Here is an 18805-nt window from a genome sequence, read left to right as displayed (position 1 = left end):
AGTGTTGCTTAAACAGCAACCGAATGCCGCCCGCGACCGTTCGAAAGATAGGTATCGAACGTGGCCGCGATGCTTCTGGCAAAGGGCTTGCCCGCATCTGACAATCTGAAAATGCCGTCTTCGATGACAACAAGACCATCGCGATCTCGCATTGCGAAGTCTCTGGCCTCAGTTGCCACACCATATCCCACGGCGCCATACATTTCACAAAGAGCTGTCAGGTCGAGAGCGAAATCACACATGATCTTCTCAATGACGAAGCCACGCACCCGGTCCTCGTCTGATAGCGCAATGCCGCGCACCACGCAAAGACCATCACCATCCGCCATACGCTCATATTCACCGGTGGCCGGCATGTTCTGCACATAGCCCTGCGGCAATTTGCCAATGGCGGATGCGCCAAGCCCGATCAGCGCATCTGCGCAATCATCCGTATAGCCCTGAAAGTTTCGCTTGAGAGCACCGTCCTTCAGCGCCACCGCAAGCTTGTCATCTGGCTTTGCAAAATGGTCGATACCAACTGCAAGATATCCTGCTGCAACAAGCATATCTGCCGCCATCGTCATTTGCCGGTATCGCTCCATAACATCCGGTAGCGCGTCCTCTGGGATCATCGTCTGGTGTTTCTTCATCCATGGCACGTGGGCGTAGCCGAAGAGCGCGATACGGTCGGCGTCAAGCGAGATGATCTGCTCAACTGTGTCGCGCAGCGTATCAAGCGTCTGATGCGGAAGGCCGTAGAGAATATCGCAGTTGACCGAATGAACGCCCCTCGCCCGCACTGCGTCCACGACCGATTTCGTCTGATCGAAGGTCTGGATGCGGTTGATTGTCTGCTGCACCTTCTCGTCAAAATCCTGCACGCCCAGACTGGCCCGCGTCATGCCGATGGCGGCCAAGGCGTCGTAACGCCCCTCGTCCAGATCATTGGGATCCATCTCGACGCTGATTTCGACATCGGGCGCAAAATGGAATGAGTCGCGCAGACAATCCATCAATGCCTTGAGGTCATCAGGCTTGACCATGGTCGGCGAGCCGCCGCCAAAATGCACAGCCGCTACCCTGGCGTCTCGCGATAAATGCGCGCCAACCTTTAAAACCTCCCGATGCAAGGATTTCAGGTAGGTCGCAATCGGCTCATATTTCAATGTGTGCTTGGTGTGACAGGCACAAAACCAGCACAATCGGTCACAATAGGGAATATGAACATAGAGGGAAATACTGTTCGATTTATCTAATTTTCCAAGCCACGAAGTATAGATGGACGAATCAACCCCATCATGGAAGTGTGGTGAAGTAGGATAGCTCGTATAGCGCGGAACAGCGGCACCATATTTGTGAATGAGATGCTCGGTCAAAACGCAATTCCCTCTTAGCATATATCAATTCTGCGACTATAAATTACAGGCTGCGACAGTTTGAAACTTTGACTTCGATCAATTCGAGGCGTAAAGATTGTCATCTCAAAGCCGTGGGGGATTACGGCTTGTCGGGGTGGGACGAATGCATACCAAGCGATTGGTATCACAGCTTTGCCGCGACCTTCAGGATCGGGAAGCACTATGGACACGTTACAGCGAAGCATACACAACTCCGACCTTCCAGTGGTATGTCGGTCCTGTGAAGCACGGCATGGCGGTCTCTGCGGCGTCTTGCTTCCGCAACAACTCGTCGAGTTGAACAGGCATTCCAGCCGCAGGAAAATTGAACTCGGCCACGAAATGCTCGGCCAGGGCGAGCAGGTGGAATATTACGCCAACATTCTCAAAGGCGTGGTGAAACTATCCAGAGTCATGGCCGATGGCCGCCAGCAGATCGTCGGCCTGCAGTTTGCACCCGATTTCCTCGGACGCCCTTTCATTCACGAAAGCAGCATGACGGCAGAAGCCGCGACCGAAGTGGAAATCTGCAGCTTTCCACGCCGCATTATCGACCGCATGGTTGGCGAGATTCCAAGCATGGAGCGGAAGCTTCACAGCCAGTCTCTGAAAGAACTCGATGAGGCGCGCGACTGGATGCTGACACTGGGCCGCAAGTCGGCGCAGGAAAAAGTCGCCAGCTTTCTCTACCTGATCGCGACTCACATAGACCCGGAAAACGAGGACAAATCCTGCTTTGATTTGCCATTGTCACGCGCCGATATCGCAGACTTCTTGGGCCTGACTATCGAGACCGTCAGCCGCCAAATGACGAAGCTGCGCAAAGAGGGTCTGATCAAGATCGAGAACAATCGCCATATCACCGTGCCCGATATGCTTTCGCTCAACATGGCTGCGGGAAATGACTGACAGCCAGAATGTGCCTAGAGCAAAACTGGTAACGGGCTTTCCGTCGGGAATTGTGTAGAAACAATGAGTTATTGTGTTGTCGGTGAACCCGCGTTCACCGGAACCAAACTAGCGAATCTGCATGGTGTAGCTAGACATCATGGACGGTGCCTTGGCTGGTTCGGGGTGGAATAATGACGCCCCGACGATCAAACCGACAATGATACACTTCATGGTTACGCCCCCCAGCGCTTGCGATGTTTTTTACCTCGCTTGGCTGAAACTATAACCCGGAAGTTGCATATGCCCGTTTAAAAAAAGCGGTTAGCGGCTGGCTTATACAAAGCGTAGAATCATAAGCGGGACGATAACGTCCCGTTAAGATTTGTCTTATTGCGAAGCTGCGGGGGTCGCCACAGGCTTTTGCTGCTCCGAGAGCGCACGCAACTCGGCAACCCGGCGTTTGTATTCCTTCTCGGAAATCTGGCCCTTGCTCCGGGCGTTTCCAAGCCGCGTCATGGTTGTTTCCATCGAGGTGGCTTCGTCGTCCTGCATCTGCGGCAGAGCGGCTGTCATAGGCGTGGCGAAGGTTGGATAGGTTCCCGTGTCACGCTTTTGCGAAACGGGAGAAGCATCAACCTTGCGCGGCCCAACGACCTCAGCCGCCGGACGCTTCATGTTGGCGGGTGCAACAACGGGTTCAAGGTTTTGGCAACCGGCCAGAAGCGGCAGCGCAAGGCCAAAAACGGAAAAGACAGTTGCCGCTCTTACGCTCACCATATGCTTGCCCATGCCTTGTCCCGCCTGTAACGAATTATTCAAATACACAACGCCGTGATCCATAGCGTCTCTGTCGCTGGAACTTGTATTCGTTTTCATGCAGAATGTGCAAACACAAAAATGCACCGGAGTACAATGTATGGCAGGCACTGACGGCGGGGGGAGAGACGAAGGAGACAAGCGAAAGGGCTTTGATCCTAAATCCGCCGAAGCCTACGTGGTGCGGGATCCGCAGGCCTTTGCCATGAACGTGGCCAAGGCACTGGAAAATCTGGGAAAAGCCGCTTCGGAATGGATTGCTCCGCGCGAGCGTGGAGAAATTCCCCAAACCAGCGCCAGCCCCATGAGCGATCTGTTTCAAACATTATCCGATGTCGCTGAATATTGGATGGCAGAGCCAAAGCGCTCTGTCGAAGCCCAAACACATCTGCTCTCCAGCTACTTCGACATCTGGCAAAAGTCCGTCTCTCAACTCTCTGGCGACGATGCAAACTCGCAAGAAAAGCCCGACACACAGCCACGGCACAAGCGTTTTGCAGATGAGGAATGGCAATCGAACCCGTTCTTTGACGCGTTGCAGAAAGTGTACCTCGTAACCGCCGCATGGGCAGAGCGCATGGTAACGGATGCGGAGGGGTTGGACGACAAGACCCGCCAGAAAGCGCGGTTCTATATGCGGCAGGTGACGGAAGCGATTTCGCCGGCCAACTTCGCATTTACCAACCCCCAGGTCTTTCGTGAGACGGTGGCGACAAGCGGCGCAAACCTGGTCAAAGGCATGGCCCAACTGGCCGAAGACATGGCGGCGGGCAATGGCAACATCAAACTGCGCCAGACCGATTACAGCAAATTCGTCATCGGCCAGAATATTGCCGTCACCCCCGGCAAGGTCATTGCCCGCAGCGATCTCTGCGAAATCATCCAATACGCACCTTCAACCGAAAAGGTTCTGAAGCGGCCCCTTTTGATCATTCCGCCATGGATCAACAAGTTCTACATTCTCGATCTCAACGCCCGCAAATCCTTCGTCAAATGGTGCGTCGACCAGGGTCATACCGTGTTCATGATCTCCTGGGTAAACCCGGATGCGCGCCATGCGGAAAAAGGGTGGGACGACTACACAAGGCAAGGAATCGAATTCGCGCTGGACGCGATAGAACAGGCAACCGGCGAAAAGCAGATCAATGCGGTCGGCTATTGCATCGGCGGAACGCTGCTTGCCTCCACGCTTGCGCTGCATGCCCAGCAGAAGAACAAGCGCATTCGTTCGGCCACGCTGCTCGCAGCACAAACGGATTTCACCAATGCCGGCGATCTGAAGGTCTTCATAGACGAGCAGCAATTGGCCGCACTCGACGCCCATATGAAGGCCGTGGGGTATCTGGATGGTACGATTATGGCCAGCGTCTTCAATATGCTAAGGGCATCCGACCTGATCTGGCCCTATGTCGTCGATAATTATCTGCGCGGGGCGCAGCCCCCACCCTTTGACCTTCTCTACTGGAATTCCGATTCGAGCCGCGTGGCTGCTGCCATTCACTCGTTTTATCTGCGCAACTGCTATCTGGAAAACAATCTGGCAGAAGGGCGCATGCAGGTGGCAGGCAAGGTGGTCAATCTCAAGGATATCGAAATACCGATCTACGACCTCGCCGCCCGGGACGACCATATCGCGCCCGCCAAATCCGTGTTCGCAGGTGCGGATCTTTTCGGCGGTCCGGTCGAGTTTGTGCTCAGCGGCTCCGGCCATATCGCAGGTGTCGTCAATCCGCCTGAGATGGCCAAATATCAATATTGGACAGGCGCATCACCATCCGGTGACTTTGATGCCTGGCACCAGGCAGCCGAGACCCGCAAAGGCTCTTGGTGGCCGCATTGGCAAATGTGGATTGAGGCACGTGACAAACGCAGGGTCGCCGCCCGCATACCCGGCGATGGCGCCCTGCCCGCCCTTTGCGATGCGCCTGGCACTTATGTCCTTGAATAAGCGCGAAGCGCGCACAACACTGCGCCATGATCTTTGATTCTCCGCTCATTCCAGCGACGCTCATCTCACGCTACAAGCGTTTCCTCTTCGATGCCGTGCTGGAAGACGGCACCCCGATTACCGGCTCCTGCCCCAACACCGGTTCCATGCGCGGTTTGACAGCGCTGGGTTCTCGCGTGTGGCTGTCGCAACATGACAGCCCGACCCGCAAATACAGGCACTGTCTGGAACTGGTGGAAGCGGATGGCACAATCGTCGGCATCAACACAGGCATGCCAAACAAGCTGGCAGAAGAAGCCATAAGTGAGAACCGAATCCCATCATTAGCCGGCTATTCAACCTTCAGGCGCGAGCAAAAATACGGCATCAACTCGCGAATAGATTTTCTGCTGTCAGCGCCGGGCAGGCCGGACGCTTATGTGGAAGTGAAGAACGTTCATTTCATGCGCCAGCAGGGCCTTGCAGAATTTCCAGATACCGCCACCAAGCGTGGTGCAAAACACCTTGAAGAACTGGGCGATGCGGCACAGGCGGGCTATCGCGCAGTCATGCTCTACCTCATCCAGCGCGGAGATTGCGACCGCTTGCGCATCTGTGGCGATCTCGATCCGGTCTATTCCTCCGCTTTTCAGAGGGCCATGCAGCGCGGCGTGGAAGCTTACGCCATAAAATGCAGCATCTCATCGCGGGAAATCATTGCAAATGAGATGGTGGCAATAGACGACGGGCACCAAGCTGCTTTATAAAACAAAGCATTAAAAGACAAGAAAGCTTAACCATGGTCACTTACATCGACGCAGCAGCGGCCCCATCCCGGAACACCGGCGTCATCCGGTTGTACAATGCCGAAGACTTCAAAGGCATGCACAAAGCCAGCCAGTTGACGGCACGCTGCCTCGATGAACTGGCCGCTATTGTCAAACCCGGCATCACAACGAACGCCATTGACCACTTCGTTTTCGAATTCGGCATGGACAACAACGCCCTGCCCGCAACGCTGAACTATCGCGGCTATACAAAATCCGTCTGCACATCCATCAACCATGTGGTCTGTCACGGTATCCCAGATGACAAACCTCTGCGCGAAGGAGACATCGTCAATATCGATGTGACCTATGTTCTGGATGGCTGGTACGGCGATTCCAGCCGCATGTATCCCGTCGGCCAGATCAAGCGCGCTTCCGAACGTCTCCTTGAAGTGACATATGAATGCCTGATGCGCGGCATTGCAGCCGTCAGGCCCGGTGCCCGCACAGGTGCCATCGGCGCTGCAATTCAGGCCTATGCGGAATCGGAGCGCTGCTCTGTCGTGACGGATTTCTGCGGCCATGGCGTCGGTCGCCTGTTCCACGATACGCCCAATATTCTGCACTATGGCAAGGAGACGGATGGGCCGGAAATGCGCGAAGGCATGATCTTCACCATCGAACCGATGATCAATCTGGGCAAAGCAAATGTAAAGGTGCTGTCGGATGGCTGGACGGCTGTTACGCGCGACCGTTCGCTTTCCGCGCAGTATGAACACGCGGTGGGCGTGACGGCCACGGGGTGTGAGATTTTCACCCTCTCGCCAGGCGGCTTGCATCGCCCCGGCCTGCCCCCGCTCTGAACGCAAGAGAGACGATGCCGATGGCAAAACGCCCCGCTGATCAGAAAACGATAGTCGAGACCAGAGACGGCGCAACCGGCGGCTTTGCCGAAACCAGTGATGAACGGGGCTTTTTTTCCGAAGCCCGGCAGTCACCGAGAAAAATGAGAGTGGAGCCAGCACCGGCGGTTCATGCAGATGCCGCGCACTACCTCGGCCATCGCGAGCGACTTCGCGCGAAATACCGCGACCATGGCGATGCGGCGCTTGCCGACTATGAATTGCTGGAGCTCTTGCTGTTTCGCCTCATTCCCCGCCGGGACACAAAGCCAATCGCCAAGGCACTGATTAGCCGCTTTGGTACCTTTGGAGGCGTGCTTGGCGCGCCCATACCGCTGCTGCTGGAGGTCAAAGGCGTCGGTGAGGCTGTCGCGCTTGACCTCAAACTCATCGCTTCTGTTTCCCAGCGCATGCTGAAAAGCGAAATCCGCAACAAGCAAGTGCTCGGCTCATGGTCTTCCGTCATTGATTATTGCCATGCCGTCATGGCGCATGAAGCCCGCGAGCAATTCCGCATTTTGTTTCTCGACAAGCGCAATGTGCTGATCGCAGACGAGGTTCAGGGGCAAGGCACCGTGGATCACACGCCGGTCTATCCCCGCGAGGTCGTGCGGCGGGCGCTGGAACTATCCTCCACCGCTATCATTCTCGTTCACAATCACCCCAGTGGCGACCCTACCCCATCCCGTGCTGACATCGATATGACCAAGACCATCATCGATACGGCAAAACCTCTCGGCATCTCCGTGCATGATCATATCATCATCGGCAAGGATGGGCATGTCAGCTTCAAGGGCCTGCGCCTGATCTGATCATTTGAGGGTCGTAAAAAAATCGGCCCCCGACGCTGGATCTCCAACATTCGGGGGCCGGTTCAAGCTTAAAAAGCTTTCGTGCTGAAATCAGCCGTTGACTACCGCCAGACGCTTTTCATCCCGACCACTTTTCATACGCTCGGACAGAAGGAACGCCAGTTCCAGAGCCTGATCGGCGTTGAGGCGTGGGTCGCAATGGGTGTGGTAACGGTCAGACAGCGAGTCTGCCGTAACAGTGCGCGCACCGCCGGTGCATTCCGTCACATCCTTGCCGGTCATCTCGATATGGATGCCGCCTGGATGCGTGCCTTCGGCGCGGTGAATCTGGAAGAAGCTCTCGACCTCAGACAAAATGCGCTCGAACGGACGCGTCTTGTAATGGTTGAGCGTGATCGTGTTGCCATGCATAGGATCGCAGGACCAGACGACCTTCCGGCCTTCTTTTTCGACGGCGCGGATCAGCTTTGGCAGGCTCTCGGCAACCTTGTCATGACCGAAACGGCAGATCAGCGTCAGGCGGCCCGCTTCATTGGAAGGGTTCAGCGCGTCGATCAGCTCGATCAGATTATCCGGCTGCAAGGACGGGCCGCACTTCAGACCAATCGGGTTCTTGATGCCGCGGAAATATTCCACATGGGCATGGTCCAGCTGGCGCGTACGGTCGCCAATCCAGAGCATGTGGCCCGATGTTGCATACCAGTCGCCGGAGGTCGAATCGATGCGGGTCAGCGCTTCTTCATAACCAAGCAGCAGCGCTTCGTGGCTAGTGAAGAAATCTGTTTCGCGCAGGCTTGGCTGGTTTTCAGACGTGATACCAATGGCCTTCATGAAGTCCATTGTTTCAGAAATGCGGCTGGCCAGCTTGCGGTAACGATCTGCCTGTGGGCTATCCTTGACGAAACCGAGCATCCACTGGTGCACATTTTCAAGGTTGGCATAGCCACCCATGGCAAAGGCACGCAGAAGGTTCAGCGTCGCGGCAGACTGGCGGTAAGCGTCCAGCTGACGCTCTGGGTTCGGAACGCGCGAAGCTTCGTTGAACTCGATGCCATTGATGATGTCACCGCGATAGGACGGCAGGTTGACGCCATCCTGGGTCTCCATGTTGGACGAGCGCGGCTTGGCGAACTGACCGGCGATGCGGCCAACCTTCACGACAGGAAGCTGCGCGCCATAGGTCAGAACGACGGCCATTTGCAGAAACGCACGGAAGAAGTCGCGGATGTTATCAGCGCCATGCTCCAGAAAGCTCTCAGCGCAATCGCCACCCTGCAACAGGAATGCTTCGCCTTCGGCAACACTGGCAAGCTGCTTCTTCAAGCGGCGCGCTTCACCGGCAAACACCAGTGGCGGATAGGTTGCCAACGTTGCTTCCGTCGCAGCAACTGCCGCCGCATTCGGATATTCGGGAACCTGCTGGATCGGCTTGTGCCTCCAACTGCTCGGTGTCCAATTCTGTGCCATGTTCTTCTCGCCTGTGACGCCACCAAATAAAGGAGGCAGCAACTACCCCTGTTAATCGCGCGCTTATAAACATTTTCACCCCAGCTTGCAAAGGCCAAGTTCGCCGCGATTCGTCCAGTTTGCCATCACCTTTCGGCCCACAATGCCCTTCTAGGCAGGAGGAAAGTCTAGGTAGCTTTCAAAACACCTTCTCCAGCCGCACTTTCTGCAGTTCAACCTGCATGGTCTCAGACCATTGCGGGCCCCGCCATACAATATGAAAGCCGCAACGTTCGTAGAGCCGGATAGCATTGATGTTTTGGGCATGCGTCGCGATCTTGGCGACAGGAATGTGAGAGCTGCGCATCTGGTCTAGGAAATGGTCAACGATTGCGCGTCCGATGCCCCTGCCCTGAAAGTCGGGATCGATCCAGATATCGGAAATGTAGTCGGCGTCCCCTTCGCATGCACCCCAGCCAACGAGTATGCCATCGATTTCAACAATGGCCACATCGCACTGGGTCTGTAGGGCAAAGGTCTCAACTTCACCGCTAACACGCTCGATGACAACAGGATCGAGATAGGCGCCTTCGAACGCACTGCTGGATTTCCAGGCACCAAAACCAACAAGGCCGACCGCAATGCGATCGGCCTCTGTCATGGCTCGAATTTTTAGCTCGCTTACCACCACTTCGCAGGGGTGAACTTGCCTGCTGCCTGCTCGATTGCGTAGGCCGTCTTGAAGAGGGTTTCTTCCTCGAACGGCTTGCCGATGAGCTGGAGGCCGAGGGGGAGGCCTTTGCCGTCCAGGCCGGCAGGGACGGACATGGCGGGGAGACCGGCCATGTTGACGGTGATGGTGAAGACGTCCTGAAGGTACATCTTGACGGGATCTGCCGCCAGTTCCTTGTCGCCGATTTCGAAGGCCGAGGATGGGGTGATAGGGGCCAGAACGGCATCGACGCCTTCATGGAAGACGGTTTCGAAGTCGCGCTTGATGAGCGTGCGCACCTTCTGGGCTTTCAGGTAATAGGCATCGTAATAACCGGCCGAGAGCACGTAGGTGCCGACCATGATGCGGCGTTTGACTTCCGAGCCGAAACCTGCGGCGCGGGTCTTTTCATACATGTCGGCAATGTCCTTGCCATCGACGCGCAGGCCGTAGCGAACGCCGTCATAACGGGCAAGGTTGGACGAGGCTTCAGCAGGCGCTACGATATAATAGGCAGGCAACGCATATTTGGTGTGCGGCAGCGAGATATCGACAATCTCTGCACCGGCATCCTTCAGCCAAGCAATGCCCTGCGCCCAAAGCTTTTCGATTTCTTCCGGCATGCCATCAACGCGGTATTCCTTGGGAATACCGATCTTGAGGCCCTTCAGCGACTGACCGATGGCCTGTTCGTAATCCGGCACAGGCAGATCCACCGAGGTCGTGTCCTTGGCGTCAACGCTCGCCATGGATTTCAGCAGAATGGCGGCATCGCGCACATCGCGGGCAATGGGGCCAGCCTGATCGAGCGAGGACGCGTAAGCGGCAATGCCCCAGCGCGAAACGCGGCCATAGGTTGGCTTGATGCCGACAGTGCCGGTAAAGGCTGCGGGCTGGCGAATGGAGCCGCCGGTATCTGTGGCAGTGGCACCGGCGCACAGATGCGCGGCAACGGCTGCTGCAGAACCACCGGAGGAACCGCCAGGCACGAGGTTCTTATCCGAACCATTGGCGCGCCACGGGTTGACGGTTGGGCCGTAATAGGAGCTTTCGTTGGACGAGCCCATGGCAAACTCATCCATGTTGAGCTTGCCGAGCATGACGGCACCGGCATCCCACAAGTTCTGGGTGACGGTGGATTCGTATTTCGGCTTGAAGCCATCCAGAACATGCGAGCAGGCCTGCGTGTGCACGTCACGAACGGCAAAAAGGTCCTTCACGCCAAGCGGAATACCTTCCAATGCGCCAGCCGCGCCAGCAGCACGCTTGTCATCGGAGGCCTTAGCCATGTCGCGCGCCATATCGGGCGTCAGCGCCACATATGCGTTCAGCTTTTCATTGGCCGTTTCGATGGCGGACAAATAGGCATTCGTCAGTTCAACTGAGGTGAATTCCTTGGCGCCAAGTTTGTCGCGGGCTTCGGCAATGGTCAGGCTGGTCAGGTCGGTCATATCGGCAACGGCTTTCGAATTATATCAATCGGACGGGCGGGAGCAAACCGGCTATAGGCTTACTCGACCACCTTCGGGACGAGGAAGAAATTGCGGTCCGTGTTCGGCGCATTTGCGACGATATCCTCGGCCTTGGCTCCATCGCTCACCACGTCAGTGCGCTTCTTCATGGCAACGGGCGTGACGGATGTCATCGGCTCGACGCCATCGACATTCACTTCCGAAAGCTGCTCCACGAAACCGAGAATGCCATTCAACTCGCCCAGCATCTTCTGGGCTTCGTCTTCGCTGACGGCAATACGGGCAAGGCGCGCAACGCGCTTTACGGTGGCAAGATCGACGGACATGGTTCTACTCCAGTCAAGAATTTTCCTACCCGCTATAATGACCGCGCCCGAAGTTCGCAACTATCATCGCTGCCAGAAACAGGTGAAGAAATAAAATTCCCCTTATACGGGAACAATTAATTTATGCGCGAGTTTTTGGCGTGAGCCATTTGGGCCATCATTTATACATACGTCATTTACAACAGGACGTGCCTGAGTTGCTATTCAACTTTTTTAGCGGCCAAGATTGTTCTCGAGTATGCTGCTTCGACAGGGCCTAAAAATGAATTTCGACATATCCAAAGTGCGCCATCCCAAGGAGAAGCTTTATGGGCTTCTCACCAAGCTCATAGGGTCGTTCGCCTGGCTAGTCATCGCTTGCTTGCTGGTAGTTACCTCCGCACTTTTCGTGGTCGCATTTTACGCACTGATTATATGGTTTTTCTCCTATATCTTCAAATCACTGGTAAGTGCATACATGATGGGACACCACGTGTTGATCAGTGAAAAACAATTTCCCCACGTGCACAAGATGGTAGCCGAGAGCGCAAAGAAGCTGGGACTGCGAGAAACGCCACAGGCGTTTGTATACAATTCCGCCGGCGTGATGAATGCTATGGCTCCGACGCTTGTCGGCCGTACTCGTTACATCTGGCTAACATCCGCGCTGATCGATGCCGACAGTGACGAGCAAGTGAGATTCGTGATCGGCCACGAGTTGGGCCACCATGTCGCGGGCCATCTAGACAAGGCGCTGAATTTACTGCGCCTGCCCGGCCTGCTCATTCCGTTTCTAGGACAAGCATATTTGCGTGCGCGTGAACTCACCTGCGACCGTGTTGGCCTATTCGTTTGCGGGGATATGACGGCATCGCGCACAGCCCTTCAGATGCTAGCCTGCGGCAGTGCCAAGCTGAACAAGCAGATGAACCCCGATGCTTTTGAAGAGCAGGAAAAGATGGTACCCGCCATTGCCGGGTTTTTCCTGAAAATCGTCTCATGCTACCCGCGCCATACACGCCGCGTCGCCGCGCTGGGTGAGTGGAAGAATGCGTTGAACGATATGCAGCCCCCCAACATCTGACCCGGTCCAGATTGCCGGCGTTGAGGCTCAGAAGGCCTGAAACACGTAGACGAATAAAGCCCGATACGCTCCATGCATACCGGGCTCGCTTAATTTTAAAACGTCAGCGTCTGCCCGACGCTTGGCGCGTCAACGCGGGCAGCCGAGCCTTCCATGCCTGTGATGAATTTCTCAGGCGTCTGGTCGACGATCGGGAATGAGCCGTAGTGGCAGGGGATGACATTGCGGAACTTGAAGAAGCGCTGGCAGGCAAGTGCCGCGACCGCGCCGCCCATGGTGAACCGGTCACCAATGGGAACGAGGCCGATATCGGGCTCATGCAACTCATGGATCAGCGCCATGTCGGAGAAGATATCTGTATCACCCATGTGATAGACGGTTGGGCCATCTTCGAAATGCAGCATCAGGCCATTTGCGTTGCCCAGTGCGTGGCTGACGCCGTCTTCTGTGATCTGCGCGGATGAATGCAGCGCATTGGTGAAGGTGACGGAAAATCCGTCAAATCCAACCGTGCCGCCGGTATTGCCCATTTCGAGCTTCGAAACGCCCTTTGAGCCCAGCCATGCGGCCAGATCGGCATTGGCCAGCACGGTTGCGCCGGTGTCCTTTGCCAGCTGGATCGTATCGCCCACATGGTCGCCGTGACCGTGGGTCAGCAGAATGTGGGTAATGCCGTTGGCGGCGTCCTTGGCATCCTGCCCGGCAAAGCTGGGGTTTCCGGTGAAAAACGGGTCGATGAGGATTTTTGCCTTGCCCGTTTCGAGACGGAATGCGGAATGGCCAAGCCAGGTCAGTTTCATGGAGGTTCTCCTTTGTGTTACCGATATATTATGACATAGGACGGGCTATACAACTGGACCGTCTTAAATTCTGGAGTGATAAATGGCAGCCGATGACGACGAATATGTGTACGACGAAGCGTCAGGTGAATGGCGTCCTGCATCAGAGGTTGCTGCCCAGGCTGCCAAGGCAAACGAGGTTCGCGATGCAAGCGGCACGCTTTTGGTTGATGGTGATTCCGTTACCCTGATCAAGGACTTGAAGGTCAAGGGTGCGGGCACGACGTTGAAGCAGGGCACGGTCATAAAGTCCATCCGCCTCACGGAAAATCCTGAAGAGATCGATTGCCGTCACGATGCCATCAAGGGCCTCGTGCTGCGCACCGAATTTGTACGCAAACGCTGAGACCGACCCATGGCGACGTTGACGATTGAGGAACTGGCGACTTTTCTGCAGCCGGGACAGGCTATTGCGGGGCTGGACCTGGGCACCAAGACCATCGGCCTTGCCATGTCGGATCTTTCACGGCGTTTCGCCACCCCTCGCCCGGTGCTGAAGCGCATCAAGTTCACGCAGGATGCAGAGCTTTTGCTGGACTTTGCGGCGAAGGAAAAGGTGGCGGCCTTCATCATCGGCCTGCCCACCAATATGGATGGTTCCGCTGGGCCGCGTGTTCAGGCAACGCGGGCTTTCGTGCGCGCCATGAGCGACAAGACTGCCCTGCCCTTCGTCTATTGGGACGAGCGGCTTTCAACCGTCGCGGCAGAGCGGGCTTTGCTGGAAATGGATGTGTCGCGGGCCAAACGGGCGCAGCGGATCGATTCGGCCGCTGCGAGCTTCGTTCTTCAAGGTGCGCTGGACAGGCTTTCGGCCCTTGGACGCGCGGACGTTGTCTTCGAAGACTGACGCTTACGCCACCATGCGGCGATTTCTTTTCTCTTCCGAAACGCGATGATGGCCATGACGATGAGGCTATCCATCGCGATGGCGCGTGCCACCAGCGGCGGAATGGTTTCCGGTGGGATGCCGAGGATGTTTCCGTAAATCTGGAACACAAGATCATGCGACTGGCGCGTGAGCATGAAGAAGCCGAAGCTCATATCGTTGTAGGACAGCCCGTACCAGGCACCCAGAAACGCAACGGGACCAGCCCAGAGAATCAGAAACCACTTCATGCCATCTGCTCCCGTGAAAAGACCGGTTCGGGCGCAATCGCGAGAACGGCCCAGCGCAGGCAGGCCATGAGGCACAGGTTCACCGTCGGAACATCAATGTCCAACGGCAGCAATGCGAAGAACGTCATCATGACGATCAAGGATATCCATCGGGTCACGGCGGTTCCTTTTCACACGCCCACAGGCGCATGGTTAATGATTTCTTAACACAATGATCCCGTCACTCCAGACGAGCAAATGGAAGTTGGACTTATGGTTAACAAACGGCGTAGGGCTGTGGATAAGCTCTCCGCTTGAGGCATTAACGCGCGAGCAGCCATTTAAGGGCACGTGATGCCGAGCGAGTTTGAATGCGCTCTCTCAACCGTAAACGCCGCGAACGATTCGTTTCACGGCTGTGCCGATTTTGTCCCAATCCTTGGGCGTTTTCAGCGCAACGCCGGCAAACTGTCCTGATGTGACCGACGAGATGACAAGATGCTGGATAGCCGCGAAGATGACGGCGTTGACGGTGGCCGTATCCACACCCTTCGGGGCCTGAAGCGAGCCGCGCATCTTTTCCAGCCACTTGGCCAACGCCTTGGCGCGGGCATCGGCCAGTTGCGTGACCTGCGGGGAGTTTTCGCAAACCTCCCAGGCAATGATCTTGCACACAAGCGGATCGCTGCGCAGCGCCTCAATATAATAGAGCGCCAGCTTTTCCATGAGATCGCCATAAGTCAGCAGAAACATGCCGCCGGTATCTTCGGGAATACGATCCTTGACCCAGGAACCCAGGTCTTCGCCGATGGCCGCAACCAGACCCTCCAGCCCGCCAAAATACCGATAAATCAGCTGCTTGTCGCAGCCCGCGCGGCGCGCCACGGCATTGATGCCGAAGCCCTGAAACCCCTCCTCCGCGAGCAGCGTTTTTGCGGCATTGAAAATGGATTTTTCGGTCGCTGCGCGATCCCGGATGCGTTTTTCGGAAACAGCCTCGCCAGAGGTCTCATTGATTGCCAGCATGTTCCCGCAACTCTCCGCGTGGTGACGTTACCAACGGAGTTAGCAAAGGGTTAATTTCTCGGCAATGTGCGAGGAGCCCGGAAGGCGAAGGAATGTGTGGATGAGTTGAAGAAGCGGCGCTTGCGACGAAAGATTGCCTCGAAAACGGCTGAAAGCATCAGGCGCTGCGGCGGAATGCGAGCGGGGTCTGCCCTACCACATCCCGGAACGAGCGCCCCAGCTGGCTTGCGCTGCCAAAGCCGCAGGCGGTGGCGATCTCTGAGATAGATAGCCGCGTTTTCGCCAGCATCGACTGCGCCCGCTCGATCCGCTTGCGGATGACGAACTGATAAGGCGGCTCACCGAACGTGGCCTTGAAGGCACGAGAGAAGTGAAACCGCGTCAAGCCAGTGATTGCGGCGAGATCATCAAGGCCGATATCGGATGAGAGATTAGCCTCAACATAATCCGTCAACAGACGGCACTGCGTCTTGCCAAGCTGGCCGGACCCGCCAACCTTTGCGGTGTTTTGCGCGCCCAGCCGCACCATTTCCAGAGCAGCGGTAAGCCCAATGGTTTCCGAGTATACTTTCGAGGATGGCCGTTCGTGATCAGCCATGATTTGGCCGAGCTTACGCATCGTTGAACCAAGTTCCCTGTCCTGAAAGTAAATATTCGCCCGCAGCTCCACACGCGCGAACTCCGCCTGCAACTCCTCCTCCATGACTGCGGGATCAAAGCAGACGACTGTAAACGCGTTCAGGCGATCCACCGGTTTTGCCCAGCCTTCAATGGTCTGCCCCATGGGGACATAAGTCATCAGATCCCGAAGGTCCGTGGCAGCAACAGGCCGTTCGCCGGAAACTTCCATCTCCCCGTCAAGCAGTACCAGATCATGATGCGCCAGATAGTGACTTTCACCCTCCCAGCGAAACTCATATTCGGCAGGCAGATGAAGCCGGGAATATTGCACGGATACACCGCGCCAGCTTTTCGCCGTGTGGACTTCTGCAGGGGGGCTAGCATCGGAGAAGGTTAAGTGCAGCTCGTCATTTCGTTTCATAGTCTTTTTCACGCACTCTTGGTTGCAAGCCACTTTTGCGGCGCAATAAACACTCGGACTAATTGTGCTAATAAAAACAATACCTTACGTAGCGTGACGTATAAAAAATTTACCTGTGATTCAGGTCTTATCGTTAGGTTATCAGATAATAAGTTTCTAACGCAAGCAGCCTCCCCAAGCAGCTGATGAACGTGGAAACAATGCGACTTTACCAGACATGGAGAATGGAATGCTGGGTTTCGGCGGTGCGGACGCGAAGGCCGTGCTTGATGCGATGAGCAAGTCTCAGGCGATTATCGAATTCAAGACCGATGGTACAATTCTTAAGGCAAACGAAAATTTCTGCCGCGTGCTGGGTTACCATTTGCACGAAATCGTCGGGAAACACCATAGGCTGTTTGTCGACCGTCTGGAGGCAGACTCGCCCGATTATCGCGGCTTCTGGGCCAAGCTTGGTCGTGGAGAGTACGAAAGCCACCAGTTCAAGCGCATTGCCAAGGACGGCAAGGAGGTCTGGATTCAGGCTTCCTACAATCCTATTTTTCGTGGTGGCAAGCCATACAAGATCATCAAGTTTGCGACTGATATTACGGCCCAGAAACTGAGGAGTGCTGAAGACAGTGGCACGATGAGTGCCATTTCCCGCGCGCAGGCCACCATCGAGTTTACGCCCGATGGCGAGATCCTGAACGCGAACGAAAACTTTCTGAATGCCCTCGGCTACCAGCTCTCGGAAATCAAAGGCCGAAAACACGCGATGTTTTGCGAGCCTGCCTACACCCAGAGCGCGGAGTACAAGCAGTTTTGGCAAAAGCTGGCGGCCGGAGAATTCGTGGCCGGGGAGTTCACGCGTCTGGGTAAGGGCGGTAATAAAGTCCACATTCAAGCCTCGTACAATCCCATCTTCGACATGAATGGCAAGGTGCTAAAGGTCGTGAAGTTTGCGACCGATGTGACCGAACGCGTCAATAATGTCGATCAGTTGGCCAACGCTCTCAAGGGTCTGTCCGAAGGCGACCTGACACAGCAGATTACCAGCCCCTTCCTGCCTGCGCTGGAGCGCCTGCGGCTTGACTACAACTCGACTTCGGAAAAACTGCGCAGCACACTGGAGACCGTTGTTGAAAACGCTGGTGCGATTTCAACGGCATCCCGGCAGATTCAGACCGCTTCCAATGCGTTGGCAAAACGAACGGAGCAGCAGGCGGCATCCGTGGAGGTGACGGCGACGGCGCTTAAGGAGATCACCACCACGGTTGCCGAGTCCAGCAACCGCGCTCACGAAGCCGGGCAGATGGTACGCAAGACGAAGGAAAATGCCGAATACTCTGGCAAGGTCGTCAATCAGGCTGTCGAGGCCATGGGCAAGATCGAGCAATCGGCAGGAGAAATTGCCAGCATCATCGGTGTTATCGATGAAATCGCCTTCCAGACCAACCTGCTGGCGCTGAATGCTGGCGTTGAGGCCGCACGCGCTGGCGAGGCTGGCAAAGGTTTTGCCGTTGTCGCCCAGGAAGTGCGTGAACTTGCGCAACGCTCTGCAAGGGCTGCCAAGGAAATCAAGGCTTTGATCAACGCATCCAACGACCATGTGAAGAACGGCGTGTCTCTGGTGGGTGACACCGGCGCAGCTCTTCAGGAGATTGTTGGACAGGTCGTGGAGGTCGACGGCAATGTCAGTGCCATTGTCGAAGGCTCTCAAGAACAGGCGACGGGTCTGAAAGAGATCAATATCGCCGTCAACAATATGGATCAGGGCACGCAGCAGAATGCTGCAATGGTTGAAGAGACCTCTGCCGCGGCCCATACACTGGCGGATGAAGCGGCCCGCCTGCTAGCGTTGATCGGAAAGTTCAACATTGGTGCCCGCAACAGGGCTCAGCGCCCGGCATCTGCCGCTCCGGCGCGGCCTGTGAAGAAGACTGTTTCCTATGCCACCAGTGGCAACACAGCCCTCAAACAGCAAGAGAGCTGGGAAGAGTTCTAAAACGCGCAGCTTGTAGTCAAAAAGGCAGTTTCACATTCACATAACGCCTGCCTTTTTTCATTTTATAAGCACCGTACACCTCGTGAAGACTTGCAGTTTTACCTTGCCGGTGAATGCTGAAAAACGACGATTTGGCACGCATCCAACAATTGCAAGATAATGGAAACACCGCGAATTTTGGTTATCATCGTGAAGTCGAGATGCATGCAGACATGTCGGAATCGGAAAGCTTCAAGAATAAATTCGCCCTGTCGTTGTATCTGCTAGCACGCTAAATAATAACGAGCTGATTTTTCAGCAAAT

General features: G+C 55.8%; 20 protein-coding genes. 9 read left to right on the top strand and 11 right to left on the bottom strand.

Annotation, left to right across the window (positions count from 1 at the left end; all coding sequences use genetic code 11):
- Positions 1-8: 8 nt before the first annotated feature.
- Positions 9-1358: an oxygen-independent coproporphyrinogen III oxidase gene (hemN, locus tag IFT53_RS19665; protein WP_192066492.1), complete on the bottom strand. Its 1350-nt coding sequence runs from the start codon at positions 1356-1358 to the stop codon at positions 9-11.
- 204 nt (positions 1359-1562) lie between these two features.
- Between hemN and fnrN the strand changes: the two genes are divergently transcribed.
- Positions 1563-2288 (top strand): transcriptional regulator FnrN, encoded by a 726-nt coding sequence (gene fnrN / locus IFT53_RS19660; RefSeq protein WP_042619619.1) that lies wholly within the window; start codon positions 1563-1565, stop codon positions 2286-2288.
- Positions 2289-2657: 369 nt separating this feature from the next.
- Here fnrN and IFT53_RS19655 read toward each other — a convergent pair whose 3' ends face one another.
- Positions 2658-3059: a hypothetical protein gene (locus tag IFT53_RS19655; RefSeq protein ID WP_244656370.1), complete on the bottom strand. Its 402-nt coding sequence runs from the start codon at positions 3057-3059 to the stop codon at positions 2658-2660.
- A 127-nt stretch (positions 3060-3186) separates the two neighbouring features.
- Between IFT53_RS19655 and IFT53_RS19650 the strand changes: the two genes are divergently transcribed.
- The 4 genes from IFT53_RS19650 to radC are packed head-to-tail and all read left to right on the top strand — an operon-like array spanning position 3187 to position 7494.
- Positions 3187-5034 (top strand): PHA/PHB synthase family protein, encoded by a 1848-nt coding sequence (locus tag IFT53_RS19650; RefSeq protein WP_192066493.1) that lies wholly within the window; start codon positions 3187-3189, stop codon positions 5032-5034.
- Positions 5035-5060: 26 nt separating this feature from the next.
- Positions 5061-5780, top strand: coding sequence for a DNA/RNA nuclease SfsA (sfsA, locus tag IFT53_RS19645; protein ID WP_192066495.1), 720 nt, complete (start codon positions 5061-5063; stop codon positions 5778-5780).
- Between the two features lie 32 nt (positions 5781-5812).
- Positions 5813-6643 (top strand): type I methionyl aminopeptidase, encoded by an 831-nt coding sequence (map, locus tag IFT53_RS19640; RefSeq protein WP_192066497.1) that lies wholly within the window; start codon positions 5813-5815, stop codon positions 6641-6643.
- Positions 6644-6663: 20 nt separating this feature from the next.
- The gene (radC, locus tag IFT53_RS19635; RefSeq protein ID WP_192066499.1) at positions 6664-7494 is read left to right on the top strand and encodes a RadC family protein; all 831 of its coding nucleotides are present in this window, start codon (positions 6664-6666) and stop codon (positions 7492-7494) included.
- Positions 7495-7584: 90 nt separating this feature from the next.
- On the opposite strand, the gene IFT53_RS19630 is transcribed toward radC, so the two are convergent.
- The 4 genes from IFT53_RS19630 to gatC all read right to left on the bottom strand — a co-directional run bounded on the left by IFT53_RS19630 (position 7585) and on the right by gatC (position 11450).
- On the bottom strand, positions 7585-8961 hold the full coding sequence (locus tag IFT53_RS19630; protein WP_192066501.1) for a class II 3-deoxy-7-phosphoheptulonate synthase: 1377 nt from the start codon (positions 8959-8961) through the stop codon (positions 7585-7587).
- 178 nt (positions 8962-9139) lie between these two features.
- Complete coding sequence (locus tag IFT53_RS19625; RefSeq protein WP_192066503.1) at positions 9140-9601, bottom strand: GNAT family N-acetyltransferase; 462 nt, start codon at positions 9599-9601, stop codon at positions 9140-9142.
- 20 nt (positions 9602-9621) lie between these two features.
- A complete protein-coding gene (gatA, locus tag IFT53_RS19620) occupies positions 9622-11103 on the bottom strand; it encodes an Asp-tRNA(Asn)/Glu-tRNA(Gln) amidotransferase subunit GatA (protein WP_192066504.1) in 1482 nt (493 codons plus the stop codon).
- A 59-nt stretch (positions 11104-11162) separates the two neighbouring features.
- Complete coding sequence (gatC, locus tag IFT53_RS19615; protein ID WP_192066506.1) at positions 11163-11450, bottom strand: Asp-tRNA(Asn)/Glu-tRNA(Gln) amidotransferase subunit GatC; 288 nt, start codon at positions 11448-11450, stop codon at positions 11163-11165.
- Positions 11451-11712: 262 nt separating this feature from the next.
- Between gatC and IFT53_RS19610 the strand changes: the two genes are divergently transcribed.
- Entirely contained in the window at positions 11713-12513 is an 801-nt protein-coding gene (locus IFT53_RS19610; protein ID WP_192066508.1) for a M48 family metallopeptidase, read from the top strand.
- A 95-nt stretch (positions 12514-12608) separates the two neighbouring features.
- Here IFT53_RS19610 and IFT53_RS19605 read toward each other — a convergent pair whose 3' ends face one another.
- Complete coding sequence (locus tag IFT53_RS19605; protein WP_192066509.1) at positions 12609-13313, bottom strand: metal-dependent hydrolase; 705 nt, start codon at positions 13311-13313, stop codon at positions 12609-12611.
- A gap of 82 nt (positions 13314-13395) precedes the next feature.
- Here IFT53_RS19605 and IFT53_RS19600 point away from each other — a divergent pair, with 82 nt between their 5' ends.
- Together IFT53_RS19600 and ruvX are read left to right on the top strand one after the other, a co-directional pair.
- Entirely contained in the window at positions 13396-13698 is a 303-nt protein-coding gene (locus IFT53_RS19600; RefSeq protein ID WP_042619628.1) for an alkylphosphonate utilization protein, read from the top strand.
- 9 nt (positions 13699-13707) lie between these two features.
- On the top strand, positions 13708-14199 hold the full coding sequence (gene ruvX / locus IFT53_RS19595; protein ID WP_192066511.1) for a Holliday junction resolvase RuvX: 492 nt from the start codon (positions 13708-13710) through the stop codon (positions 14197-14199).
- Here the strand turns inward: ruvX and IFT53_RS19590 are convergent.
- The 4 genes from IFT53_RS19590 to IFT53_RS19575 form a co-directional block, all read right to left on the bottom strand.
- Positions 14139-14468 (bottom strand): DUF6105 family protein, encoded by a 330-nt coding sequence (locus IFT53_RS19590; RefSeq protein ID WP_192066513.1) that lies wholly within the window; start codon positions 14466-14468, stop codon positions 14139-14141. The genes ruvX and IFT53_RS19590 overlap by 61 nt on opposite strands.
- Positions 14465-14626, bottom strand: coding sequence for a hypothetical protein (locus IFT53_RS19585; RefSeq protein ID WP_155398983.1), 162 nt, complete (start codon positions 14624-14626; stop codon positions 14465-14467). The genes IFT53_RS19590 and IFT53_RS19585 overlap by 4 nt, the downstream gene beginning before the upstream one ends.
- Before the next feature lie 202 nt (positions 14627-14828).
- The gene (locus IFT53_RS19580; protein ID WP_192066515.1) at positions 14829-15473 is read right to left on the bottom strand and encodes a TetR/AcrR family transcriptional regulator; all 645 of its coding nucleotides are present in this window, start codon (positions 15471-15473) and stop codon (positions 14829-14831) included.
- 157 nt (positions 15474-15630) lie between these two features.
- On the bottom strand, positions 15631-16515 hold the full coding sequence (locus tag IFT53_RS19575; RefSeq protein ID WP_192066516.1) for a helix-turn-helix domain-containing protein: 885 nt from the start codon (positions 16513-16515) through the stop codon (positions 15631-15633).
- Between the two features lie 229 nt (positions 16516-16744).
- Here IFT53_RS19575 and IFT53_RS19570 point away from each other — a divergent pair, with 229 nt between their 5' ends.
- Positions 16745-18502: a methyl-accepting chemotaxis protein gene (locus IFT53_RS19570; protein ID WP_192066518.1), complete on the top strand. Its 1758-nt coding sequence runs from the start codon at positions 16745-16747 to the stop codon at positions 18500-18502.
- Positions 18503-18805: the final 303 nt, after the last annotated feature.

Origin of the sequence: Rhizobium sp. CFBP 13644 (assembly GCF_014842165.1) — a bacterium.
Lineage (GTDB): Bacteria > Pseudomonadota > Alphaproteobacteria > Rhizobiales > Rhizobiaceae > Agrobacterium > Agrobacterium tumefaciens_C.
Note: the sequence above shows the minus strand (reverse complement) of the source record. Positions and strands in the feature narration are given on the sequence as shown.